The sequence below is a fragment of the Clostridium sp. genome (assembly GCF_036781005.1).
In the GTDB taxonomy this organism is placed as follows: Bacteria; Bacillota; Clostridia; order Clostridiales; family Clostridiaceae; genus Clostridium_B.
Genome location: NZ_DAIQBT010000038.1, coordinates 1 through 25,550 on the forward strand (window position 1 = coordinate 1; position 25,550 = coordinate 25,550).

Below are 25,550 nucleotides of genomic sequence, written 5' to 3' on the forward strand. Positions count from 1 at the left end.
TTAATTACGTAATTATTGATTCCAATTCCAGTAAAAAGGCTATAAATTGCTTGAAAATTTCATGGTTATATAGAGAAATTGGAGATATAAAGAATGAGGATTTATTTAGAAAACAAGCCCTTATAGGACTTAAGGATGCTTATTCAAACGAGCAACTCCCTGTGTATGGTATGGATGGCCTTACAATATTGTATTTAATAGGTGAATTAAACAGACGTTCAGGTAATTATGATGAAGCCTTAAAATATCTTGGAGAGGTAATAACTTCGAGAAGTTCAAATAGAAAAATAAAAAATTTAGCAATAGATCAAAGAGATCTAATAAAGGAAACATTAAAAAGTACTGAAGAGAATAATGTAAAAGCTGTGGTAGAAGAAAGCAAGAAAAAATCAGGTTTGTTTTCAAAATTATTTAAACAAAGTTAAGTTTAATAAAATCACCAAAACAATTATATGTGTGAGATTATCTTGTATCCCCAAAATAACTCAAAGGTTCAGATGAAATTTGCTATCTCCATCCGAACCTTTTAATCACACTCTCACCAATTCTCCTATTCCTTCAGAAAAAGTAGGATGAGGATAAATTACCTGAGCCATTTGAGAAAGAGTCATTTCATTTACAATAGCTTGTGTAAATTGACTTATTATATCCGTTGCCCTAGCACACATAATCTGTGCTCCAAGAATCTTTTCCGTTTTTTTCTCTGCCACTACCTTAATAAATCCTCTCTCCTGTATTGTCAAAACCGACTTCCCATTTGCCATCATAGGATACTTTTTAGTGATTACATCAATCCCTGATTCTTTTGCCTGGCTAGCTGTGATTCCCACTACAGCAATTTCAGGATTGGTATACACACAGCCTGGAATTACTTTTAAATCCAGTGATTCTTCCTTTCCTAAAATGTGTCTTATTACACAAATTCCCTCGGCGGAGGCAACATGGGCAAGCTGTATGCCTCCAATAACATCCCCTATGGCATATATGGAAGGACAACTGCTTTTATAGTACTTATCCACTAAAATTCTTCCCTTTTCTGTTTCCACAGTAAAATTTTCATGAAACAATCCTTCTATGTCAGCTTTTCTTCCAACTGCCACAAGTACACCATCTGCTGTAATCTGCTGCAATTTTCCTTTTTCACTATAGGTGCACAAAATGTTTCCTTCTTCTGTTTGTTCCAGTTTTTCCACGCTAGAGGATGTATGAATATCCACATCTTTCTTTTTTAAAATTTGCTTTAAACTGGTTCCGATTTCCTTGTCCATTTCAGGAAGTACCCTATTCATAGCTTCAATAACAGTTACTTTAGCACCAAAGGCACTATAAAGGGATACAAATTCCATTCCAATAACACCGCCGCCAATAATAATAAGGCGAGAAAATAACTTCTCTTTATTTAAAAGTTCCAGACTTGTAACCACATTTTTTAAGTTAATACCTGGAATAGGAGGAATTACACTAGCTCCTCCTGAAGCTATAATGATTTTTTCTCCTTCAATAATTTTTTCTTCTCCATTTTTACTGACAGCTACCCTATGTACATCAATAATTTTTCCCAAACCATAGAATATATCTATTTTATTTTTTTGAAATAAAATTTCCATGCCACCTAACAGTTTATTTATCACGTCTCTCTTATACTCCATTAAAGAAGGTACATTAAGCTCAGCTTTTTCTACCTGTATTCCAAACCTTTTGCTTTCTTTTATCTCCTGATAAATATCTGCAGAGTGTAATAGGGCTTTCATAGGAATACATCCCCTGTTTAAACAAGTGCCTCCTAATTTGTCTTTTTCAACAACTGCTGTTTTCATTCCAAATTTTGCTGCTTCAAAAGCTGCTGCACTGCCTCCAGGTCCTGCCCCTATTACAATCAAATCATATTTACAATCCATGTTTTTTCTCCTTTACATATTTTCATGAATCAACATTCCAATATCCCTTGCAACAACCCTTTCAAATTCCCCTGTGAAATTTTCATCAAGTACATCTTTTAACAGCTTTTCCTCGTACAGACATCCTATAAACATTTTTGGAATCCTTAAAATCAACTCCTCATCCATAGCATCAGAAAATACATTTAATAATTTTATTCTTCCCCCCTGAACTTGAAACTGCAGTTGTATATCCCCCCAATCAAAACGTGCATTCATTTCATGATGAAATTGAAGTTTTCTTCCATATTTCCACTGCCAGGATTTAAATTTCTCCTTTAATATTTCAAGCTGCTGTTTGTCAATACAGGCTTTATTGAATTTTTCAGGTTTTAGTCTATATACTTCTCCAAAAGATTCCACAAGCTTTTCACACATAACATCTGTTGTAATTGTGGGACAAAGTTCTTTTAAGTTTATCACTCTTGATTTTACAGAATTTACACCTTTAGACTGTAATTTTTCCTTTGAAACATTGAGATATTTAGACATTTCTTCCGTATTTACATCCATCAAAAGTGTGCCATGATGGTAACAAAAATCACCAGACTTATAAAATGCATTCCCCGAGAACTTTCTCCCTTCTACTGTAATATCGTTTCTTCCTGTTTTTTCAGCATTTATTCCCAGCTTACCCACAGCTTCTATAATCACCTGAAGCTGCATATCTACATTATAATTATTTTTCCTAACTGCAAAGGTAAAATTCAAATTACCCAAATCATGGTATACAGCTCCTCCTCCAGACAATCTACGAACCAAATATCCCCCGTCATTTTCAAGTTCTAAAACCCTGCACTCTTTCCAGACATTCTGATTTCTTCCTATAACCACTGTATTTCTATTTTGCCAGAGATATAAAATACATTCTCCATCCCCTACATGAAAAGTTAAGTATTCTTCAAGGGCCAGATTTTCATAAGGATAAGTTCCATTTCCCCTTATAAAAAATAACTTCTCTATCATTTACAAACTGCCCTTTCTAGTACTATTTTTAATTTTCATATAGTATTGGAGTTTAGGTTTTGTAGCTGCTAAAACTTCATCCGGCCTTCCAACTGGCGTACTATATGGATACCCATGTACCTTTTCGGGTGCCTCTTCTGCCTTCTTGTATATTTCTTTAAAAACATAAATTGCCTCATCCAGGGTTTCTTTTGTCTCAGTCTCTGTAGGTTCAATCATCAATGCCTCCTGGACAATTAACGGAAAATATATGGTAGGTGGATGTATACCATAATCAAGAAGTGCTTTTGCTATGTCAAGGGCCAGAACTCCATTTTCTTTTTTCATATTTTTCATAGTTACTACAAATTCATGCATACAGGTTCCATTATAAGCCACATCATAACAATCAGATAGTTTTACCCTCATATAATTGGCATTTAATACTGCATTTTGAGAGGTTTCTAAAATACCTCCCTTACCTAACATGATAATATAGGTAAGAGCTTTCACAACTACTTGGAAATTGCCGTAAAATGACTTTACATCCCCAATACTTTCTTCTGCCTTATGTAACATATAAGTATCATCTTTTTGTTTTATAATCCTCTTTCCTGGAAGAAATTTTTTTAAAAAATCCTTACAGCCTACAGGACCACTTCCCGGTCCTCCCCCTCCATGAGGTGCTGAAAATGTCTTATGCAGGTTGATGTGTATAACATCAAATCCCATGTCTCCAGGTCTCACAATTCCCATAACTGCATTTAAATTAGCCCCATCATAGTAATTCAATCCTCCTGCCTCATGAACCATTTTAGTTATTTTTAAAATATTTTTATCAAATAAACCCAATGTGTTTGGATTAGTAAGCATAAGCCCTGCAGTATCTTCTCCAAGTACTTCTTTCAATTTATCTATATCAACACATCCATCTTCTCCAGAGGGAATACTAATTACTTTAAACCCTGCCATAACTGCACTAGCAGGATTTGTTCCATGGGCTGAATCAGGTACTATAATTTTATCTCTCTTTTTGTCATTTCTGCTTTCATGATAAGCCTTAATCAAAAGTAATCCTGTAAATTCTCCATGGGCACCTGCTGCAGGCTGCATAGTCATGGCATTCATTCCTGTTATTTCACATAAATATTTCTCTGTCATATAAAGTAGTTCAAGACAGCCCTGCACTGTATTTTCAGGCTGCAGTGGATGTATTTTTGTAAAGCCAGGCAAAGAGGCCGTCTCTTCATTGATTTTAGGATTATATTTCATGGTACAGGAGCCAAGGGGATAAAAGCCATCATTAACCCCATATGCTCTTTTTGCCAGACTACTGTAATGTCTGCTTATTTCACTCTCCGATAGATCTGGAAGGCGCAATTCTTTCTTTCTTTGTTCACACTTTAAAATTATAGAAGGCACATCATTTTCAGCCAATATATTGGATTTTCTCCCTTTGTTTCCTTTTTCAAATAATAACTTCATTTTTTCTGTACCTCCTTTATAATATTAACTAATTTATCCATACTGTCCCTGGTATTTAATTCTGTAGTGCACCACAGTATTTCCTTTTCTCCTATAGGAAACCCCCCTAGAATATTTTCTTTTTCCAGTTCAGTAAGTATCTGTCCTGCACCAATATCTGAAACTGTTACAAATTCATGAAAAAATTCCTGTGCATATTTAAGCTTAAGTCCCACATTTTCCAATTCCTTTTGCAAATAATGTGCTTTTGATGTGCATTGAATAGCAGCTTCTCTTATGCCGCAACTTCCCATAACTGCCATGTAAACCGATGCCGCCATGGCACATATTGCCTGGTTGGAACAAATATTGGAACTTGCCCTTTCTCTTTTTATGTGCTGTTCTCTGGCCTGAAGCGTAAGCACAAAAGCCCTTTTTCCATCCCTGTCCACAGTTTCACCTACAATACGTCCAGGAAGTTTTCTCATCATTTTAGAAGTTGATGCCATAAATCCAAGATAAGGTCCTCCAAAAGACAGAGGCATTCCAAGTGGCTGTCCTTCTCCCACTACAATATCTGCACCACACTCCCCCGGTGTTTTTAAAATACTAAGAGAAATAGGATTACATCCCATTATAAGACTAGCTCCCTTCTCATGTACTATTTCTGAGATTTTATCACTATCTTCTATAATTCCATAATAATTTGGCTGCTGCACATAAAAACATGCCGATTTATCGTCCAGCATTTCCCCAAGCTTTTCATAGTTTGTACTACCATCTTTTTCAGGTACGATAAAAAGTTCCGCCCCGCTGCCAGAGCAATAGGTTTTAATAGTATTCATCACTTCAGGATTTATGGTTTCAGATACATATATGTTCTTTCTCTTTTTATTTCTGCACAAAGCCACTGCCTCTGCTGCTGCACTGGCACCATCATAAACAGATGCATTTGAAACATCCATTCCGGTAAGTTCACAAATCATAGTCTGATATTCAAAAATAGATTGTAAAATTCCCTGGCTGATTTCTGATTGATAGGGCGTATATGCAGTTTGAATTGTTTCTTTTGAAAGCACATTCTTTACAACGGCAGGTATATAATGATTATATGCCCCTGCCCCTCTAAAAATATATTTATAAATTTTATTTTTTTTAGCTATTTTTTCCATTTTCATTGATGCTTCCATTTCAGATATTCCATGGGGTAAATTCAATTCTTCTTTCAATCTTACTTCCTCTGGAATATCACAAAATAGGTCATCAAAACTTTTATATCCTATTTCATTTAACATCTGCATTTGTTCTTCTTTAGTATTTGGCACATAAGTTCCCATGGGACTACCTCCATATTTGTTATTCCTTTTCACTATTTACAACTGCTTCATATTCTTCTGCTGTCAATAGGTTTTCCCTGTCACTTATCTCTCCTATTTTTACAAGCCATGCTTCATAGGGAGATTTATTAATCAATCCAGGGTTATCCAAAAGTTCTTCATTAATTTCTTCTATAACACCACTCAATGGTGCATATACATCTGATGCAGCTTTAACAGATTCCACATCTAAAAATACTTCTCCTACATTAACCTTATCACCTTCTTCTGGAAGATTTACAAATACCAAATCTCCAAGTTCGCTTTGGGCATAGTCAGTTAACCCTACTAAAGCCTTATCTCCTTCTATCCTTACCCATTCATGTGATTTAGTGTACATAAGTTCCTTTGGAAAATTCATAGTTTATTCCTCCTATTTGTTTTTATTATAAAATGGTAGTTCTACTACCTCTGCTTCTATTTTTTTTCTTCTTGCAATTACCGTTACTTTTGTTCCTGGCTTACTGTAATCTATGAAAATCATGGCCATAGCTGCAGGATAACCTATATATGGACAATGAGTTCCAGATGTGGTGACTCCAATATTATAATCTCCTGAATAAACTTCCATATTCTCTCTTATAATACCTCTCCCTGTGACTTTTAATCCCACCCTCTTTTTCTGCACAGACTGCTTCTTTTGTAAGGCCTTTTTACCTATAAAATTCTCTTTATCCATTTTTACAAAAAAGCCAAGACCTGCTTCCATTGGAGTTATTTCATCATTCATTTCATGTCCATACAAAGGCATGGCAGCTTCTAGTCTAAGTGTATCTCTGGCACCTAAACCACAGGGGATCAATCCTTCTTTTCTGCCAGCTTCCAAAAGAATCTCCCATATTTCAGGTGCTTCTTCAGATTTCATATATATTTCATATCCGTCTTCTCCTGTATATCCTGTTTTTGAAATCATGCACTTTACCCCTTCTAAAGTACAATTAAATATACCACTATAATATTTTTTAGGTATTTCATCAGATTTTGCCACCTTGCTTATAACTGAAAATGCCAAAGGTCCCTGCAACGCAATCTGTGCTACATTTTCTGAAATATCCTCAAATACTACATTTCCTTTGCCATGGGATTTCACCCAATTGTAATCCTTATCTTTATTTGCGGCATTTACAACTATCAAATAATCATTTTCCTTTACTTTATATACAATCATATCATCCACCACGCCGCCCTGTTCATTGCACATAGGACTATACCTTGCCTGGCCATGGTACATTCCTTCAAAATTATTGGTAAGCAGATAATTAAGATTTTTTAACGCATCTTCCCCTCTACAAGTAATTTCTCCCATATGAGATACATCAAATAGTCCGCAGGCTTTCCTCACTGCCATATGCTCTGTTATTACTCCACTTTCATATTGCACTGGAAGCAGATAACCTGCAAAAGGAACCATCTTTCCTTTATATTTCATATGCTCATCATAGAGTGGTGTCTTCTTTTCCATTGCTTCATCTCCTTTTAAATAATAAAAAAAGCGCATAAATAAACAATCTATTTATTTATGCACCCTGTCTTTATACCTGAAAGATTTTAGCTTCTTCGGTGTATTGCTACTTTCCAGAGTTCCGTCAAAATCCAGTCCTTTTACCTGAGAGTTTACTGCAGCTTCCCCTTCGGTGCCGCCATATCCTGGCAGTCTCTCCTAAATTTATCATCCGATTATTATATTTTTATTATTAAAATATTAGCATAGCCTTTTTACAGTGTCAATAAAAATGCTAGAATTTTTTATCAATTCCTTAAATTCTATTTTTGATTATTTGTAGTAAAAAAATTAATATACAAAAATATTACGAAACTCATATAATTTTTTAATCTCTGGCAATATCTATACATAATATGTACTTTTTATAATTATTATGCGTAAAAATTTTAGATAATGTTTTACGGCATCTTCAATTTTACCATTAACTTTTTAACTACATTTATTGGTAAGGTGTCCTTAATATTTTAAAATATATTCTAATCTTCCCTTAAAATATTTATATTTTTTCCTTCCATAACCTTATTCATATTTCTAACAGCACACATTTTTCCACACATAGTACAGCTATCTTCATGTTCTGGAGTGGATTCCTTTCTATATCTCCGTGCTTTTTCAGGATCTATTGATAGAATAAACATTTTTTTCCAGTTAAGTTCTTTTCTTGCTTCACTCATTTTATAATCCCATTCTCTGGCACCTTTTATATTATTGCTTACATCCGCTGCATGTGCTGCTATCTTAGATGCTATAATTCCTTCTTTCATATCTTCAAGATTTGGAAGTCTCAAATGTTCTGCCGGGGTAACATAACACAGAAAATCTGCACCATTTGCAGCTGCCACTGCTCCCCCAATAGCACTTGTTATATGATCATATCCTGGTGCAATATCCGTAACCAAAGGTCCAAGCACATAAAAAGGTGCTCCATGACACAGCTTTTTCTCAAGCTGCATATTTGCCGCTATTTCATTTAAAGCCATATGCCCTGGACCTTCTACTATAACCTGTACACTTTTTTCCCAAGCTCTTTTTGTCAGCTCTCCAAGAGTTATAAGTTCCTTTATCTGACTTGCATCCGTAGAGTCATTAATGCTTCCAGGACGGCAGGCATCTCCAAGACTTATAGTAACATCATAACTTGCACATATATCTAAAACTTTATCATAGTATTCATAAAAAGGATTTTCCTTATTGTTTAATTCCATCCAGGCATATAAAAGAGAGCCTCCTCTTGACACTATATTGGTAAGTCTTTTATTCCTTTTAAATACTTTCGCAGTCTCCCTGTTAATACCTGCATGTATGGTCATAAAGTCCACACCATCTTTAGCATGTTTCTCTACTACAGCTAAAAATTCTTCCGGTGATATATCCTTCAACTCTTTATCATAAAATCCCACTGCATCATATATAGGTACAGTACCTATCATCCCAGAACACATTTCTACAATTCTTTTTCTAAACTCTTCAGTTTTGCCATAGGAACTTAAATCCATTATGGCTTCTGCCTTCATTTCAATTGCAGTTCTAACCTTCTCAAGTTCCATATCTATGTCGGCACAATCTTTTGATATACCTAAATTAACATTTATTTTAGTTTTTAACCCTTGTCCAACACCCTGGGCATCCAGTGACTTGTGATTTTTATTTGCAGGTATTACTATTTTGCCTTCAGCTACAAGTCCTCTTAAAATTTCTACATCCATATCTTCTTTTTGAGATACCACCTTCATCTCTTTTGTTACAATTTCTTTTTTAGCAGCATCCATTTGAGTAGTAAAATCCATAATTTATCCTCCTTTTATTTATTCATTCTCTTACACTGATTGGTTATGTTGGAGGTATCAGAACTGGTATCGTTTGGATTATTGGATAAAAAACTATAAAATAAAAAGCATAACTTCGTAGAGTTACGCTTCAACTATTTACACATTCTCGCAAACAAACTTCCTACGCTGGCATTATCCAGATCAGGTTTAGGGTCAAAGAATTAACTTCTTAATCTCAGCCAGAAACACCAGCCCCCCTGTACATAATATTCAGCTTTCTTATTTTATAATGTATCATAAAATTTATTACCAATCAAGTAAAAATACATCTCAATTCAAAACCTACAGACATCTTTTCCTCAGTTTGTCCTATTTCATCTGCTATATAATTTACAATAACATATAGTTAATCTTGAAAGAACTCTTAAATAGCTAGTAAGGTCATTAAGAAAAATTTTTGTAATCATCTGTTAGTGTAAATTATATAAAACCGTATTTATCTTAAAATTCAAAATAGTCTATAATTTTCATTATAACTTAAATTTATACTAATTCCCAATATTTTTGCATATGATAAAAAATGGACTATATCCTTATCTACACCTTCTTCTATATTTTTTAGTTCATCTTCCTTGAATCCAGATACACTGGACAAATCCCTGAAAGTCCTTCTATTTTCCTCTCTACACTTTTTTAAAATTCTCCTTAACTTTAAATATATTTCTTTTGAATCTATGTATTTTTCCCCCACATTCATACAAATGCCTCCTAATTAAATTATTTTAAGGTTCATATGGAGTTTACATGTAAGCAAACTCCACTTGAATGTTTTAAAAACTATATTATAATTTTTTATTTTAACTCTCACTGGTTATATTGGTAATCTTACTTAAAATATCCTCTGTAAGTTCATTGAGTTTTTTATAATCACTGCACTCTGTGTATACCTTACACAGAGGTTCTTCTGCATCTGGCATTATCAAAGTCCAGCCATCCTCAAAATTAAGTTTTACCCCTTCAATCAAATCCATGGATTTTGAAGTATTTTCTTCTATTAAATTTCTCATAAGTCTTCCTTTCATGTTCCAAGGACATTTTATTTCTTTTTTCATAGTATAGTATTTGGGTATAATAGAGGTTATTTGTGAAAGAGTTCTATTACAACTGGCCATAAAATTAATAATCATTGCACACACACTCACTGCATCTAATGTCATAAGATATGCACTTACCATATCTCTTTTATTCATACCCTTTGTATTTTTCAAGTAGGTTTCCAATATAACTTTATGGGCTGTTTTTGTTCTTATAAATTTACACCCACATATTTTAGCCAATTTCTCCATGCTGGAAGAAGCTGTAACTGGAACCACTAAAGTCTTTATATCATGGGTTTTAAGCATAACAAGTGCATTTAGAGCATCATAAAGATTGTCTCTTATTATACTTCCTTTTTCATCTACAATAACTGGTCTTTCACATTCCTCATCTATTTCGATTCCAAGATTTGCACTATCTTCTATAACTTTTCGCACAAGTCCTTTTGTATCTCCAAATTTATCATGAAATTTAATATCCACCTTAAGTTCTCTTAAAATTCCAGTAATTACTTCAAGAACCATAGGATCTTCAACGCTTAAAACTATTCTGTACTTCTGACTCTTTATATTTTCAAGAGAAAATCCATTTATAAGCTGTCTTTCATAATATTCTAGGCAATTGTATATATGTTCCATATGCTTAAATTTATCTGGTTTAACTCTTCTAAAATCCTCTCTTGTAAAACTGCTCTCTATTTTTCTCTCCATGGCTCTATCTATATTGAGCCCATTTTTATCCATAAACATTATGGTAACCTTTTCTGGTGTATTTCTGTTTACACATACATAAATTCCTGCCTGAGCTCCAAAAAAGAGAATTGACTGTCTTATAAAGGCCATAGGCATCTTCTTTAAATCCATAACCTCAAGCCCCATAGACAAAAGTCCTGTGGCCAGAGAATATTTAAACATCTGTGCCGCTCCATTATCGCTGCAGGCTATGGCAACCCTGGAATCAGATTTTAACACAGCTCCATAGGCAGAACCAAGCTTTGAAACACATTCTGGAGTTATATCCACATTTATCTCTCCACTGATACCATTCTTGCCAAAAATGGATTTTGAAGCTCTTTCCTTCCATATAATATTGGAATTTACCAATGTACCACTTTCTATTATTTTATTTGGCCATATCTTGACTCCAGGCTTTATTATAGCCTTATCCTTTATAATAGTATCATTTCCAAGGGCAGCTTCTTCAAATATAGAACACTTTGATTTAACTTGAACTTTCCTGCAAAGTACCGCCCCTCTTATTTGGGCTTTATCTCCTATATAACAGCTATTGAAAAGTATACTTCTTTTTATAGTTGCATCTGAACATATGATGTTATTTTCTCCTAGTATAGTATAAGGTCCTATCTGTGCATCTTTATATATTTTACTTCCCTTTCCTATATATACAGGTGTCGAAATCTTAGCTTGTGGACTTATTTCACACTCTTCCCCTATCCATATATCTTCACCATATTTTTGAGCCTTTATATTTACACTTGCAAGTCCCTTTAATATATCAAAATGACATTTCATATACTGATCTATATTTCCTATATCACACCAATATCCTTCTGCCACATATCCAAACACCGCTGCTTTTTCCTTAAGTAAAATAGGAAAAAGATCAGAACTAAAATCAAACTTTTGATCTTTTTTATAATACTTAAATATTTCTGGTTCCAAGATATATATTCCTGTATTTACCTTGTCGCTAAATACCTCCCCCCATCCTGGTTTTTCCAAAAATCCAGTTACTCTTCCACAGGCATTTGTAACCACCACTCCAAATTCCAGAGGTACAGGTTCTTCTTTGAGTACCAGAGTTGCTATGGAACCCTTATTTTTATGATAGGCAATAGCTCTACACAAATCTATGTCTGTAAGGGCATCTCCGCTTACAACGATAAAAGTATCATTTAAAAATTCCTCTGCATTTTTAATGCTTCCTGCGGTACCTAAAGGAGTTTCTTCCATAAAATATCTCATGTTAACCCCAAAATTCCTGCCATCCCCAAAATAATTTATTATTTCATCCGGAAGATATTGTAAAGTCACTCCAATATCTTTTATCCCCGTATTCTTCAGCAATTCTAATGTATATTCCATTATAGGTTTCCCCATAACAGGCATCATGGGTTTAGGTATGTTACAGGTTAAGGGCCTTAACCTGGTTCCCTCTCCTCCGGCCATTATTACAGCTTTCACAACCATCACACCCTCTATCCATTTTTAATATTTAAGCCTTACTCTTTTCTTTACTTTTGGTACTGCTTCTTTTTTTTCCTGAAGTCTGGCTTTTACTTTTAACACCAGCTCCTACCTTCACTTTTTTGTTTTTATTTTCTTTTCTATCTTCTTTCCTACATTCCTCAATATCTTCATAATACTCTAAAATTTCTTCTTCCTTAAAATTATCCTTTGCAGGTTCATTATGATTAGTTCTTGCAATTTCAGATAAATCTTTATTTTCCTCATTTAAACTTTTATACAACCTATAATCTTCTCTAAAAGACTCATTATTATTTCCCATCTCTAATTCCCTCCATTCCGTGCCGCAGGCTTCTTCTAAAACTTCATCATACATCTTCATGGTAAGATCCGCTACCTTATTCCATGTGAACCTATCCTTTACAGTACTCTTCCCATTATCACTTATATACCTAGCAAAAGCCTCATCATGCAATAAGTGAACTACATTATCCGCTATGCTATTGGAATTTCCATTTATACACTTGAGTCCATTGTCTTCATGATCCACAATCTCACTTAATCCACCTGTATCCGAAACAACCACAGGACATCCTGCCGCCATAGCTTCCAGAGCTACAATACCAAAAGGCTCATAAATAGATGGGAATACCGCTGCACTGGATACTCTGTATAATTTATCTTTTTCTGATTCATCCATATATCCTGTAAATAAAAATTTATCTTCCAATCCCATATATCTAACTTTACCTTTCAATTCTTCTGTCATAGGACCTGTACCTGCTATTATAAATTTAGAATCATTGTATCTGCTTATTATGCTAGGAGCTGCTTCTATAAGAAGGTGTATTCCCTTTTCAAAAACGTGTCTTCCTATACAAAAGATTATCTTTTCATTATCCAGGGCATATTTTCTTCTAAATGAAAGCCAATCAAATTCAAAGTCAAACTTATCTACATTAATTCCATTTGGAATAACCCATATCTTTTCTTCAGGTGTTGAAAACAACTTGTTTACCTGATTTTTCATGTAATTACTGCATGTAATCACTTTCCATGACTCATAGGTAAGCATCCATTCTGTGGAAGCAATATATTTTTGAGTTGAGGTAGTTATTCCTCCATTTCTTCCATATTCAGTAGCATGCATAGTGCATACAATAGGTATTCTGAAAGACCATTTTAAAGTTTTTGCACAAAATGCAGTAAGCCAATCATGAACATGTATCAGATCAAATTTTCCACATTCATTTATTAATCTAATAGCTCTTTCTACCATGGCAAAGTTAAGCTGCATTACCCACTTTGTAAAATCCTGTGTATCTATAGTGTAAGGTATAACCCTATGAACAAAAACTCCCTGATCATTTTCATCTACAGGTGCCCTGCCTTCTTCACAAGTAATAACATGAACTTCATTTCCTTTTCTGCAAAGGGATTGGGCTAAATAATACACATGATTTGATAATCCGCCTATAGTTTTAGGAGGATATTCCCATGAAACCATTAAAATTTTCATTATATCACTCTTTTCTTTATAAATTTTATCTTAAAATTATCTGTTTTTTATGATTTTACCTACTTATCAAGTGATTCTTAGGCTTAGGTGGAGTTTGCTATAGAGAACTACTTATCTCCATCTAAGCTTTAGAAGAACTTATTCAGGCGTGTAGCAGTGCTTATCTCCCACTTTTGAAGAAGATGGGAGTGTTAGCAATGGTAGCGTTCGGATAAAATTAAGTAATTTGGAGTTCATACTTATTATAATTATTCTCACATTTAGCTATACATTTTATCATAATATTCCATAATCATTCTATCTGATGAATATCTTTCCACCATAGCATTTACACTGGCTATCATCATTTCATTCCACTTATCCTTATTATTGTAATAGGTTTCCATAACTTTATTTATTAATACATCATACAGACTTTTTCCGTCATGAATATCCTGTTCACTTTCAGTCCTGCCTATAAATCCATCTCCTATCTGCCATCCTGTAACTTCATCCCAACAAGCCTCCGGCCACCATCCATCCAATGTGCTTAAATTCAATACTCCATTTATAGCAGCCTTCATTCCTGAAGTACCACAGGCCTCCTTGGTAACCCTTGGATTATTGAGCCATACATCCACTCCCCTTGTAAGCAATGCTCCTTTTTCCATATTGTAGTTATTTAGAAAAACTACAGATTGTGGATATTTTTCCTGTATACTTAAAATATGCTTTATTATCTCTTTTCCAGTGAAGTCCAAAGGATGTGCTTTTAAAGATATTATTATCTGAACTTTTCTACTTTTTAAAAGAGGTGCAATTTTTTCTTCATTTCTAAATATCAAATCCCCTCTTTTGTAAGGTGCAGCCCTTCTTGCAAACCCTATAATCAAACTATCCTTATCTAGTTCTATTCCTTTTTTTTCATATACATACTGAATCATTTTAATTTTATTATTCCCGTGGAGCTCCAATAGGTTCTCTTTCTTTTTGGCAGCTTCTATAATGGCCTTATCACCCCAAGTGTTTACATTTACTCCGTTGGTTATACTTATAATTTCACTTCTATTATGAATATTTTTCCACATTTGATTGGCAGTTCTTCCATGCATAGCTGAAACTGCATTGGATTTTTTAGAAAGTTTCAACCCTGCTGCAGTCATATTGAAAGGATTTCCTCCTATTTCTGCTATAAGATTTCTATCCAGCCCATCATAGGCATCCATATACTGAAGTATATCAAGTCCATGAGACTCATTTCCTTCTATAATAGGAGTATGGGTAGTAAATACAATATGATTTCTGCAACTTTTCCAGGCTTCATAAGCATCTTCGCCTTTGCCAATTCTTTCTCTTATAAGTTCAAACCCTGCAAAAACAGCGTGTCCCTCATTAAAATGATATATATCTATATCTTTTTTTAATGCCCTTAAAGCTCTTATTCCCCCTATTCCAAGTACCATTTCCTGAGCTATTCGTTCTTCTTCAAACCATCCATATAATTGTCCTGTTATCCATCTGTCCGAATTCTCTGGAAGATCTGTATCCAAAAGGTACAGTTCTGAGTTTCCAAAACAATCAACTTTCCACACTTTACAATGTACAACTCTTCCCCTTATTTTTACATTTACCTTTATTCCCGTATCCTGAAGAAAATCATAATCATAATTATAAAAAGAATCAACTATTCTCTGTTTATGGTCTATATGTTGTTCTACATAACCCTGTTTCCACCTTATTCCTATTCCGGTTACAGGAAAATTATTTTCTTTAGCGGCTTTAAGATAATCTCCCGCCAGTATTCCAAGTCCCCCGGCATATATTTTAAAATCAGAATCTAATCCAAATTCCATACAAAAGTAAGCAACTTTTGGGCAATTTTTACTCACTATCTCAACATCTCCTTTTTCTATTTTCATAGAAGAACTTATAAAGGCGGGTTAGCCGTGCTTATCTCCTACTTTTAAAAAACAGGAGTGGTGCTAATTCCCGCATTTAGATAAATTTAAAACTTTATTATCAAGTGATCCTCAGACTTAGATGGAATTCACTTGTAAAAATACCTTTTTTCCTTCTGGATCTAAGAATAATTTATCCAGAAAAGTAAAAGTATTTATCCCCCGATTTGAAGAATATAGGGTGTTGCCTCCGGATAAATATCTTAATTAATATCAAATATTTTTGTGCATATAAATTGCAATAATATTATATTTCTCTACTATATAATATTTACTTTCTTATTATATGTATGATAAGATTTATTATACATGAAAACAAAGGGAAATATTTACACAACATCAGTATTTTTATACTATTTATTAAAAAGTATAAAAATACAATAAGTTATTGACAAATTGGCAGTTATTATAGTAAATAATCATTTACTGCAAAGGGTATTTATTTTAAAAACTTTTTCTCATATAATTAATATAGTAAATTTAAATATAAAGTTTAAGGGAATCAGCAAAAATATCAATCTTGATTATTGTAAGGAGGCAAAATATTGAAAGAAGAAATTATTACAAATTTGAAAAAAATCACAGGAGAAGATTGGGTAACCAATAATTTATCCCAGATGAAAAGTTATCTATATGACGAAACTGAATCTTTAATACGCATTAAACCTTCAGAGGATTGTATAGTAGTTAAACCAGGTTCACCAGAGGAAATATCTAAAATATTAAAATACGCCAATGAAACATTAACCCCTGTAGTTCCAAGAGGCGGAGGTACTGGTGTATGCGGCGGTGCAGTGCCTATAAAACCCAGTATAATTCTTTCTCTTGAAAGGTTGAATAAAATAATTGAATTAGATGAAAAAAATTTAATGGTTACTGTAGAATCAGGAACTACTTTAGCAGATTTACTTCAATCATTAAATAAACAGGATAAATTATTTTTTCCTATACATCCTGGAGATGAAGGTGCCCAAATTGGCGGAATGGTAATGGAAAATGCAGGGGGCACAAAAGCTGTGAAACATGGAATTATGAGAAACCATGTAAAATCATTGGAGGTAGTTCTTCCTACTGGAGAAATAGTTAATTTAGGCGGAAAGCTTTTAAAAAACAATATGGGTTATGACCTGCTTCACATGATGATAGGAAGCGAAGGAACTCTCGGTATAGTCACAAAGGTTACTTTAAAGCTTTACGCAAAAAACAATCATACCGGTACCCTTTTAATTTCTTTCAATACAAGACGGGAAGCCTGTGATGCAGTACCCAAAATACTCCAAGAAGGAATTATCCCTTTAGCTATTGAATATATGGACAGATTCATATCAGAAAAAGCAGCAGAACACCTTGGAACCACTTGGCCTGCCACTGAAGGTTGTGTGGATCTCATGTTCATGCTGGATGGTGCCACTGAAGATGAACTATACTCAACCAGTGAAAAAATTGTAGAAATATGCGAAAAACATAATGCAGTGGATAGCATTATAGCAGAAACTGCAAAGGAACAAAAAAATCTTTTAGACATAAGAAGCAATGCCTATACTCCTTTTAAAGAACATGTAGCAGACGGCCTTGACATGGCAGTTCCTCCATCTTCAGTACCTGATTTTTTTGATGACATAACAGCTCTTGCCGAAAAATACAATACTATAATTCCCGCTGTAGGGCACATAGCCGATGGGAATATTCATAATTTCATTATGAGTGAAAATGGCAAATTACCTTCTTACTATGAGGAATTCAAACAGCAAATGTATAAAATTGCATTAAAATACGGTGGTACAATAACTGCAGAACACGGTACCGGAAAATCCAGAAAAAAGTATATGCCCCTTCAATTTACTCAGAAGGAAATTGATATTATGAGTGGAATTAAAATGGTTTTTGACCCTAATAAAATTCTCAATCCAGGCACCGTGGTAGATTAAATCACTACATAATATAAAATAAAAAATAAGAAGTTATGGATTAAAGATCTACATAACTTCTTACTTTTTAATTATTTATTTTTTAAAGAATAGGCAAATTGACTGTTGTAGAGCTTGGAATAGGCTCCTCCTTTTTTAAGAAGTGTCTCATGATTTCCCTGTTCCACAATATCTCCATTATCCATTACCAGAATCAAATCTGCATCACGGATTGTAGATAATCTATGGGCAATAATAAAGCTGGTTCTATTTTTCATAAGATTGTTCATAGCTTTTTTTATTCTTACTTCCGTACGAGTATCTACAGAACTGGTTGCCTCATCTAGAATAAGAACTTTAGGATCTGAAAGTATGGCCCTTGCTATAGTTAAAAGCTGTTTTTGTCCCTGGGATATATTTGAAGCTTCCTCGTTTAAAATCATATTATATCCTCCTGGAAGGGTACGCACAAAACCATCTACATAGGCTGCTTTTGCCGCAGCTTTTACCTCCTCATCTGAAGCATTGAGATTTCCATACCTTATATTTTCCATTATACTTCCATTATAAAGCCAAGTATCCTGAAGAACCATACCAAACATGGATCTAAGATCTCCCCTTGTATAATTTCTTATATCATATCCATCCACCAGAATGGATCCTTTATTCACATCATAAAAACGCATGAGAAGTTTTACTATGGTAGTTTTACCTGCACCTGTAGGTCCTACAATTGCAACTTTCTGTTCCGGATTTATTTTAGCTGAAAAATCATTAATTACAATTTTATCAGAGTTATATGCAAATTGAATATTTCTAAATTCAACACTGCCTGTGGCATTTTTAAGCCTTACAGGACTGCACGCTTCTAAAACTTCTTCTTTTTCCTCTAAAAATTCAAATACACGCTCTGCAGAAGCAGCTGTCTGTTGAAGTACATTAGATATGTTGGCAATTTGGGTAATAGGTTGGGTAAAAGATCTTACATACTGTATAAAAGCCTGAATATCCCCTACTTCTATAGTTTTCTTTATTGCAAGCCATCCTCCTAATACACATACACCTACATATCCAAGGTTACTTACAAAATTCATTACAGGCATTACTATGCTGGTTAAAAATTGGGATTTCCAGGCAGACCTGTAAAGAATATTATTAAGCTTATCAAATTTTTCAACACTGTCTTTTTCTCCATTAAAAGCCTTCATAACTACGTGTCCGCCATACATTTCCTCTACATGCCCATTTACATGTCCCAGATAATCCTGTTGTTCCTTAAAATATTTCTGGGAATATTTTATTATAAACATCATAATTATCATAGATAATGGAATTATACAAAGGGCTACCGCAGTCATTATAACACTTATACTTAGCATCATAATTAATATGCCCACTACAGTGGTAACCGATGTTATAATCTGTGTAAGACTTTGGTTAAGAGTTTGACTTAAAGTATCCACATCATTGGTTACACGGGATAATACCTCTCCCTGATTTGTGTTGTCAAAATACTTAAGGGGCAACTTATTTATCTTTTGGGAAATTTCCTTTCTCATCTTATAACTTACCTTCATGGAAATTCCAGACATTATCCATCCTTGAATATAAGAAAATAGTGAACTTATTAAATACAATACAGAAAGTATAACTATTATCCTGCCTATATAGTTAAAATCTATTCCAACAGAACTTCCTGAAATTTTACTTACAATCCCTTCAAATAGTTTTGTTGTAGCTTTACCCAGCATCTTTGGTCCTATTATAGAAAAAGATGCACTAACTGCAGCAAATATAACTACTATAATCACGGAAATTTTATATTCATTCATATACTTTATGAGATTTTTCATTGTACCTTTAAAATCATTTGCTTTTTCCCCTCCCTGTACCATTCCTCCGGGTCCTCTTGAGGATTTTCTTATTTTTCTGCTATTACTCATGCCAACTCCTCCTTTGAAAACTGTGACAATGCAATTTCCTTGTATACATCACAACTTTCCATAAGTTCCTTATGGGTACCCTTTCCAACTATACTGCCACTATCTAAAACTATTATTTCATCTGCATTTATAATAGTAGAAATACGCTGTGCCACAATGAGGAATGTACAATTTGCAGTTTCTTTTTTTAGTGATGCCCTAAGTGCAGCATCTGTTTTAAAATCAAGAGCTGAGAAGCTGTCATCAAATAAATAAATTTCAGGTTTTTTCAAAAGTGCTCGGGCAATGGACAACCTCTGTTTCTGCCCTCCAGACACATTTGCCCCTCCTTGGGAAATTTCAGTTTTAAATCCTTCTGGTTTTGCATTTATGAATTCAAGAGCTTGAGCAACCTCCGCAGCATTTTTGACATCTTTTTCTTCTGCATTCTTGTTTGCATATTTAAGGTTGGATTCAATTGTTCCACTGAACAAGTAACTTTTTTGAGGTACATACCCAATCTTATGGCGAAGTTCCTGTTGAGATACATCTTTTACATCTACACCATTTACTGTAACCTGTCCCTTTGTTACATCATAAAAACGCACAATAAGGTTTATAAGAGTAGTTTTACCTGAACCTGTAGAACCTATGAAAGCAGTAGTTTTACCAGGCAGTGTCTTAAAACTTATATTTTTAAGTACATCCTCCTGGGCTTCCGGATATCTGAAATATACATTTTTGAATTCTACTACACCTTTTAAATTGCTGTTAAATTGTTTAGGACTCTCAGGATCTGAAATCAAAATTTCCTTTTTAAGAACCTCATCGATACGCTGTGCTGAAACAGATGCCCTTGGTATCAGAATAAACATTACTGCAAGCATTAAAAATGCCATAATTATCTGCATTGCATACTGCATAAATGCCATCATATCTCCCACCTGCATATTTGCATTTGCCACCTCATGGGATCCTATCCACACGATAATCAATGTTACTCCGTTCATAATAAGCATCATGACGGGCATCATACAGGCCATTACACGATTTACAAAAAGATTTGTGCGTGTAACATCCTTATTTGCCCTGTCAAAACGTTCTTCTTCAAAAGACTGAGTATTGAAAGCTCTTATTACCATCATTCCTGAAAGACTTTCACGAGTTACAAGATTAAGCCTGTCAATAAGTTTTTGTATAACTTTAAACTTTGGAAAAGCTACTGCAAATATTATAGAGATCACCCCTAAAAGCACTATAACCGCCACTGCAATAATCCATGACATAGAACTGCTCTTTCCAATAGCTCTTATTACACCTCCAAATCCCATAATAGGTGCATAAAATATCATTCTTATCATAATTACCATAAGCATCTGTATCTGTGTTATATCATTAGTACTTCTTGTTATAAGAGAAGCTGTTGAAAAATCATCAAACTCCTTGCTTGAAAATCCTTCAACCTTTTCAAATATGCTCCTCCTCAGATTCTTCGCAAGTCCTGCCGCCGTCTTAGATGCCAAAAAACCAACTATTACGGTGCATATACCCCCTAATAGTGATACAAGAAGCATAATCACTCCAGTATGTATGATATATCTGTTTTGTATGCTGTCTGTATCCATTCCAAGAGCTTTATATTCATCCTTAACCTTTGAAACAGCAGATTGAGTTATCATACTGTGATCTAATTTAGAAATCTTATTATCTATATTCTCAATTATTCTTAAACGCTGACTATAGGGCATAGAAGAAATCACCCCAAATAGATCAGTATCTGCAGGTACCTTAAATCCATTAAATGATATCATTCCATTTTCATTATGTGACTTAATCTCTTCAATGCTTGAAACCCCAAGTATTGACCTGCCCATTATAGCATTTAGTTCTTCCCTTTCGCTATTTTTTATATCTTTAACTACAAAAATAGGCTCATTTTTAAGATTAGGATATTCCTCTAAATACTTTTTATAATTCTGATTTGATTTATCAATAAATTTATAGCTTTTAGAGACCTTTTCCTTGCCTTTTTCATTCATAAGTAATTGTATTTTATTCATTTGACTTTGTCTTATCGCCTGGGGAACTGCATCTAAAATCCCCCCTTGCTGTATACCTTTGTTTACAATATTGGAAGTGTAATCTGGAAGAGCCAAATCACACATAGCCTGCACGAATAAAAGTGCTATGGCCATACTAATCATTACAACAAATGGTCTTAAGTATTTTATTAATTTTATCATTGTTAGATTTATTCTCCTCATTTAATAATATAGATTTAAAATTATTTCTTTTTATTGATTAATTTCTCCAGCAAATTTAATCCCTCCAGTATTTTATTAATTTCACAGGATGGAACTCCCTCTATAATATCTTCAAAATTCCTCTCAATTTCACAAAAATTATCCTGAAAACTTCTTTTAAATTTGTCAGTTACGGTTATATATACTACTCTCCTATCTTTATTGCTTCTGATTCTCTCAATTAAATCCTGTTTTTCCAGCCTATCTACAATTCCTGATACAGTGCTATTAGATAATCCCATCTTTTCACTTAAGTCACTTATTTTCATCTGCCCATGTCTATGTACTATTCCAACAAGCATACCCTGAGTTCCTGTGATGTTAAAAGAATTAAATTTATTTGCCATATTTTTTTTAAAAGAAAATAAAATCACTTTCATTTTCCTCACTATTAAAATACCCTTATTATCTTTTTCCATAAAATCACCTGCTTTGAATTAGAAATGTTTTCTGTACGAATATTTTCTATACGAATATTTTATTTATGAATCATTTTACTACTTATATTTTTTAAAGTCAACATTTTTAAAATACATATAGTTATTGAAGATGTACCATATTAAATATAAAATAATTACATACCAATAAATAATAATGAAAGCAGGAAATTTATATGTTACTTAACTTCTTTAGAGGAATAATTATAGGTTTGATAACAGGAATGCCTACAGGTCCCATTGGTGCCCTATGTCTAAAAAATACTATAACTTTTGGAGTCACCTATGGACTCATATCAGGATTAGGGTCCGCCATTGCAGACAGCATCTATGCAACACTTGCTTCCTTAAGTTTCATAATAGTGGAAAAATTTATTCTCCTACATGGATTATATTTTCATATAATAGGTGGCATTATATTAATTTCTTTCGGTATATATACATTTATAAAAGAAAAATTGAATAATGACGTACATAAATCATCTAAAACACAATCACTAAATAATAATTCTTTGTTGAAATCTTTTATATCAACTTTTTTAATGGCCTTTGCAAATCCCCTCACAATTTTTTCTTTTATAGCCGTATTTACAGGATTGCATCTAGTACACATAGGAAGAGAACTCTCCAGTAGAATACTCTTGATAATAGGAGTATTTATAGGTAGTATGATTTGGTGGTTTATTTTAATTTTTACTGCAGGAAAATTTAATCATAAGTTAACCCCAAAAAATACAAAATTTATAAATAAAATTTTAAATTCTATAATAATATCTTCTGGAGTTATAATATTTCTAGGAGCCTTTAATACATTTAATGTGAGAAAACCTTCTCCTCTACATTCAAAATTATTCCAGGTAATTTTAAATGTAAAATATAAATTTGTTCCACATAAATATAAATTCAAATAAAAATCAACTGCAATTCTTTAATCCACGCATATTAAAAACAGGTTTTCCAAAGGATAAACTTGGAAAACCTACATAAAAAATTTACTATAAAATTATTTTTTTAAGCCTTTTTTTCATTATCTTCAAAAATTATATAAGGTACTGTTACTATAGCTATATTCCTTCTTCTAAGCAGCATAGTTTTAATAAATAATGCAGTTTGATTGTGAAGTATATTTCCCCACCATCTGGTAACTACAAACTGCGGCAGTACCACTGTTACAGTATCTTTAGAACCTGCTGCATATTCTTCCGATTCTATAAATTTCACCAAGGGTCCAACTACACTTCTATAGGCAGATTTTTTCACTACTATAGGTATACCTATATCATATTCATGCCATTTTGATAAGAGTCTGGCTGTGGCCTCATCATCTATTGAAACATGAAAAACTATTATATTGTTGGATATTGTTCTTGCATAATTCAAAGCTTTTAAAAAGGATTTGTTTAAAGTATCTATTGGAACAATAACATATCTTTTTTGTTTTGTAAAATCTATTTCCTTGGGTCTCTCATTCACCTCAAGCTTTAACTGTTGAGCTGCCTTTTTGTAATGTTTATTTATTTCCACCATAATATAAACAACCGCAGGTATTAATATAAAAACAATCCAGGCTCCCTGCAAAAATTTGGTTATACCTAATATAACAGCTGTAGCAAAAGTAACCACTGCCCCTATGCCATTTATAATTGCCTTGTGTCTCCAGCCTGTATTTTTTAACTTTACCCATCTTTTAAACATTCCTGCCTGAGATAAGGTAAAGGATATAAATACTCCTACTGCATATAACGGCAGCAGGCTATGGGTTTCACCATTAAATATAATAACAAGTATAGAAGATATTATACATAACACTATAATTCCATTAGAATATCCAAGTCTTTTTCCTCTTTTAGCAAATTGTCTAGGGGCAAATCCATCTTTTGCTATAAAAGCTAATAATAATGGTAGTCCTGTAAAAGCAGTGTTGCTAGCCATTATAAGTATGATAGTAGTAGTTATTTGAACAAGATAAAACATAATATTATGCCCAAATATCTGAGAAGCAAGCTGGGCAACTACTGTCACTTCAGTATTAGGTACTGTATGATAAAGAGTAGATAAATAAGATACCCCTCCAAATATTATAAGCACAACAAATGCCAGAAGCTCTAGAACTATACGGGCATTTTTTTGTGAAGGTTCTTTAAAACTTGGTATACCATTACTTACAGCTTCTATACCAGTAAGTGCCGTACATCCTGATGAAAAGGCCCTTATAAATAATACTAAGGTTATATCAGATACAGCTTCTGGTATTTTGTATACTGGTTTAGGTACATAGCCAAATACCTTTACTTTAAATATTCCAACTATAATCATGCACAAAATAACAGCCATAAATATGTAAGTTGGAGTACCAAATACTTTAGATGATTCCCTTATACCTCTGAGGTTTCCTATGGTTATAATAAATATAAAAAGTAAAGTTATAGTAACCCTATGAGGTGATAAGAATGGTATTGCAGAAATTATAGCAGCAGTACCAGCCGATGTACTTACCGCTACAGTTAGTATGTATCCAATAGTTAAAGATGCCCCTGCCACAAGTCCGGAAACTGTTCCCAAATTATCTTTTGCAACAATGTAAGAACCTCCTCCTTGGGGGTAGGCATCTATAGTTTGTCTATAAGACAATGTAACCAAAATCATTAAAAATACAACACATAGTGCTGAATAAAACATATACTTATAGGACATTATACCCAAAACAGGTATAAGTACCCACAATATTTCCTCACCTGCATAAGCTACAGAGGATATTGCATCACTGGATAATACAGGTAGTCCCCAAAGCACATTAAACTTTTCGGCTTTAAGTTCTGTAGTTTTAAGACTCCTGCCTATCAATAGTCTTCCTAATTTAAATAACATTTTTACACCTCTAAAAGTAAATTTTCTTTTAACTTTAGTATGAGACGATTATATATTATTATTCAATTTTATAATAGCTTTATTTACCATACTTAAAGCTCATTTTCGCTCAAATTACCCAGTTTGATTCAATAAAATACTTGTTTTAATTGTTTTTGACCATTATTCTTCAATTTAATATCATTAACAATAACTATAACATCTAAAAACAGCTGTCTTAAATCCTTTCCCTCTAACTTCACTTACATCCATAATTGACATAACTGCTCTAGGTTCTATATCCAAAATGAATTTCTTAGAGTTTATCCCTAAATTATTTTAATCTTTCTGAAAGCGATAAAAGCACAGGCAAGCTTA

The 25,550-nt window shown here is 33.4% G+C and carries 18 protein-coding genes and 2 riboswitches; of the genes, 3 read left to right on the forward strand and 15 right to left on the reverse strand.

Annotation, left to right across the window (positions count from 1 at the left end):
* Positions 1 to 425: DUF2225 domain-containing protein (locus tag V7Q02_RS13195; RefSeq protein WP_333861504.1), on the forward strand; the 425-nt coding region annotated here is incomplete at its 5' end.
* Between the two features lie 105 nt (positions 426 to 530).
* Here V7Q02_RS13195 and lpdA read toward each other — a convergent pair.
* The 11 genes from lpdA to glgP all read right to left on the reverse strand — a co-directional run bounded on the left by lpdA (position 531) and on the right by glgP (position 15,717).
* Positions 531 to 1,898 carry a dihydrolipoyl dehydrogenase gene (gene lpdA / locus V7Q02_RS13200; RefSeq protein WP_333861505.1) on the reverse strand — a complete coding sequence of 456 codons (1,368 nt, stop codon included), beginning with the start codon at positions 1,896 to 1,898 and terminating at the stop codon, positions 531 to 533.
* A 12-nt stretch (positions 1,899 to 1,910) separates the two neighbouring features.
* Positions 1,911 to 2,903 (reverse strand): lipoate--protein ligase, encoded by a 993-nt coding sequence (locus V7Q02_RS13205; RefSeq protein WP_333861506.1) that lies wholly within the window; start codon positions 2,901 to 2,903, stop codon positions 1,911 to 1,913.
* The gene (gene gcvPB, locus V7Q02_RS13210) at positions 2,904 to 4,367 is read right to left on the reverse strand and encodes an aminomethyl-transferring glycine dehydrogenase subunit GcvPB (protein WP_333861507.1); all 1,464 of its coding nucleotides are present in this window, start codon (positions 4,365 to 4,367) and stop codon (positions 2,904 to 2,906) included.
* Entirely contained in the window at positions 4,364 to 5,683 is a 1,320-nt protein-coding gene (gcvPA, locus tag V7Q02_RS13215) for an aminomethyl-transferring glycine dehydrogenase subunit GcvPA (RefSeq protein WP_333861508.1), read from the reverse strand. Before gcvPA ends, gcvPB begins: the two co-directional genes overlap by 4 nt.
* A gap of 19 nt (positions 5,684 to 5,702) precedes the next feature.
* Positions 5,703 to 6,083, reverse strand: coding sequence for a glycine cleavage system protein GcvH (gene gcvH, locus V7Q02_RS13220; RefSeq protein WP_333861509.1), 381 nt, complete (start codon positions 6,081 to 6,083; stop codon positions 5,703 to 5,705).
* A 12-nt stretch (positions 6,084 to 6,095) separates the two neighbouring features.
* Positions 6,096 to 7,184, reverse strand: coding sequence for a glycine cleavage system aminomethyltransferase GcvT (gcvT, locus tag V7Q02_RS13225; protein WP_333861510.1), 1,089 nt, complete (start codon positions 7,182 to 7,184; stop codon positions 6,096 to 6,098).
* Positions 7,185 to 7,306: 122 nt separating this feature from the next.
* A riboswitch (glycine riboswitch) is annotated at positions 7,307 to 7,395 on the reverse strand.
* 307 nt (positions 7,396 to 7,702) lie between these two features.
* Complete coding sequence (thiC, locus tag V7Q02_RS13230; protein ID WP_333861511.1) at positions 7,703 to 9,013, reverse strand: phosphomethylpyrimidine synthase ThiC; 1,311 nt, start codon at positions 9,011 to 9,013, stop codon at positions 7,703 to 7,705.
* Positions 9,014 to 9,156: 143 nt separating this feature from the next.
* A riboswitch (TPP riboswitch) is annotated at positions 9,157 to 9,264 on the reverse strand.
* 239 nt (positions 9,265 to 9,503) lie between these two features.
* Positions 9,504 to 9,752: a hypothetical protein gene (locus V7Q02_RS13235; RefSeq protein WP_333861512.1), complete on the reverse strand. Its 249-nt coding sequence runs from the start codon at positions 9,750 to 9,752 to the stop codon at positions 9,504 to 9,506.
* 100 nt (positions 9,753 to 9,852) lie between these two features.
* A complete protein-coding gene (locus V7Q02_RS13240; protein ID WP_333861514.1) occupies positions 9,853 to 12,297 on the reverse strand; it encodes a mannose-1-phosphate guanyltransferase in 2,445 nt (814 codons plus the stop codon).
* Between the two features lie 31 nt (positions 12,298 to 12,328).
* Entirely contained in the window at positions 12,329 to 13,819 is a 1,491-nt protein-coding gene (locus V7Q02_RS13245) for a glycosyltransferase family 4 protein (protein ID WP_333861515.1), read from the reverse strand.
* A gap of 260 nt (positions 13,820 to 14,079) precedes the next feature.
* The gene (glgP, locus tag V7Q02_RS13250) at positions 14,080 to 15,717 is read right to left on the reverse strand and encodes an alpha-glucan family phosphorylase (protein ID WP_333861516.1); all 1,638 of its coding nucleotides are present in this window, start codon (positions 15,715 to 15,717) and stop codon (positions 14,080 to 14,082) included.
* Positions 15,718 to 16,301: 584 nt separating this feature from the next.
* Between glgP and V7Q02_RS13255 the strand changes: the two genes are divergently transcribed.
* On the forward strand, positions 16,302 to 17,684 hold the full coding sequence (locus V7Q02_RS13255; protein WP_333861517.1) for an FAD-binding oxidoreductase: 1,383 nt from the start codon (positions 16,302 to 16,304) through the stop codon (positions 17,682 to 17,684).
* 71 nt (positions 17,685 to 17,755) lie between these two features.
* Here V7Q02_RS13255 and V7Q02_RS13260 read toward each other — a convergent pair whose 3' ends face one another.
* The 3 genes from V7Q02_RS13260 to V7Q02_RS13270 are packed head-to-tail and all read right to left on the reverse strand — an operon-like array spanning position 17,756 to position 22,307.
* Positions 17,756 to 19,606: an ABC transporter ATP-binding protein gene (locus V7Q02_RS13260; protein WP_373844546.1), complete on the reverse strand. Its 1,851-nt coding sequence runs from the start codon at positions 19,604 to 19,606 to the stop codon at positions 17,756 to 17,758.
* Positions 19,603 to 21,828: an ABC transporter ATP-binding protein gene (locus V7Q02_RS13265; protein ID WP_333861518.1), complete on the reverse strand. Its 2,226-nt coding sequence runs from the start codon at positions 21,826 to 21,828 to the stop codon at positions 19,603 to 19,605. Before V7Q02_RS13265 ends, V7Q02_RS13260 begins: the two co-directional genes overlap by 4 nt.
* Before the next feature lie 41 nt (positions 21,829 to 21,869).
* Complete coding sequence (locus V7Q02_RS13270; protein ID WP_333861519.1) at positions 21,870 to 22,307, reverse strand: MarR family winged helix-turn-helix transcriptional regulator; 438 nt, start codon at positions 22,305 to 22,307, stop codon at positions 21,870 to 21,872.
* A gap of 194 nt (positions 22,308 to 22,501) precedes the next feature.
* On the opposite strand from V7Q02_RS13270, the gene V7Q02_RS13275 reads away from it, so the two are divergent.
* A complete protein-coding gene (locus tag V7Q02_RS13275) occupies positions 22,502 to 23,236 on the forward strand; it encodes a LysE family translocator (RefSeq protein WP_333861520.1) in 735 nt (244 codons plus the stop codon).
* A gap of 100 nt (positions 23,237 to 23,336) precedes the next feature.
* Here the strand turns inward: V7Q02_RS13275 and V7Q02_RS13280 are convergent, their stop codons facing one another.
* On the reverse strand, positions 23,337 to 25,193 hold the full coding sequence (locus V7Q02_RS13280) for an APC family permease (protein WP_333861521.1): 1,857 nt from the start codon (positions 25,191 to 25,193) through the stop codon (positions 23,337 to 23,339).
* Positions 25,194 to 25,550 lie beyond the last annotated feature (357 nt).

Coding starts and splice junctions, on each gene's coding strand:
- V7Q02_RS13270 (WP_333861519.1), bottom strand. CDS start 22,307: ATGGAAAAAGATAATAAGGGTATTTTAATAGTGAGGAAAATGAAAGTG.
- V7Q02_RS13265 (WP_333861518.1), bottom strand. CDS start 21,828: ATGATAAAATTAATAAAATACTTAAGACCATTTGTTGTAATGATTAGT.
- gcvT (WP_333861510.1), bottom strand. CDS start 7,184: ATGGAAAAGAAGACACCACTCTATGATGAGCATATGAAATATAAAGGA.
- thiC (WP_333861511.1), bottom strand. CDS start 9,013: ATGGATTTTACTACTCAAATGGATGCTGCTAAAAAAGAAATTGTAACA.
- glgP (WP_333861516.1), bottom strand. CDS start 15,717: ATGAAAATAGAAAAAGGAGATGTTGAGATAGTGAGTAAAAATTGCCCA.
- V7Q02_RS13235 (WP_333861512.1), bottom strand. CDS start 9,752: ATGAATGTGGGGGAAAAATACATAGATTCAAAAGAAATATATTTAAAG.
- V7Q02_RS13245 (WP_333861515.1), bottom strand. CDS start 13,819: ATGAAAATTTTAATGGTTTCATGGGAATATCCTCCTAAAACTATAGGC.
- gcvH (WP_333861509.1), bottom strand. CDS start 6,083: ATGAATTTTCCAAAGGAACTTATGTACACTAAATCACATGAATGGGTA.
- gcvPA (WP_333861508.1), bottom strand. CDS start 5,683: ATGGGAACTTATGTGCCAAATACTAAAGAAGAACAAATGCAGATGTTA.
- V7Q02_RS13280 (WP_333861521.1), bottom strand. CDS start 25,193: ATGTTATTTAAATTAGGAAGACTATTGATAGGCAGGAGTCTTAAAACT.
- V7Q02_RS13275 (WP_333861520.1), top strand. CDS start 22,502: ATGTTACTTAACTTCTTTAGAGGAATAATTATAGGTTTGATAACAGGA.
- lpdA (WP_333861505.1), bottom strand. CDS start 1,898: ATGGATTGTAAATATGATTTGATTGTAATAGGGGCAGGACCTGGAGGC.
- gcvPB (WP_333861507.1), bottom strand. CDS start 4,367: ATGAAGTTATTATTTGAAAAAGGAAACAAAGGGAGAAAATCCAATATA.
- V7Q02_RS13260 (WP_373844546.1), bottom strand. CDS start 19,606: ATGAGTAATAGCAGAAAAATAAGAAAATCCTCAAGAGGACCCGGAGGA.
- V7Q02_RS13205 (WP_333861506.1), bottom strand. CDS start 2,903: ATGATAGAGAAGTTATTTTTTATAAGGGGAAATGGAACTTATCCTTAT.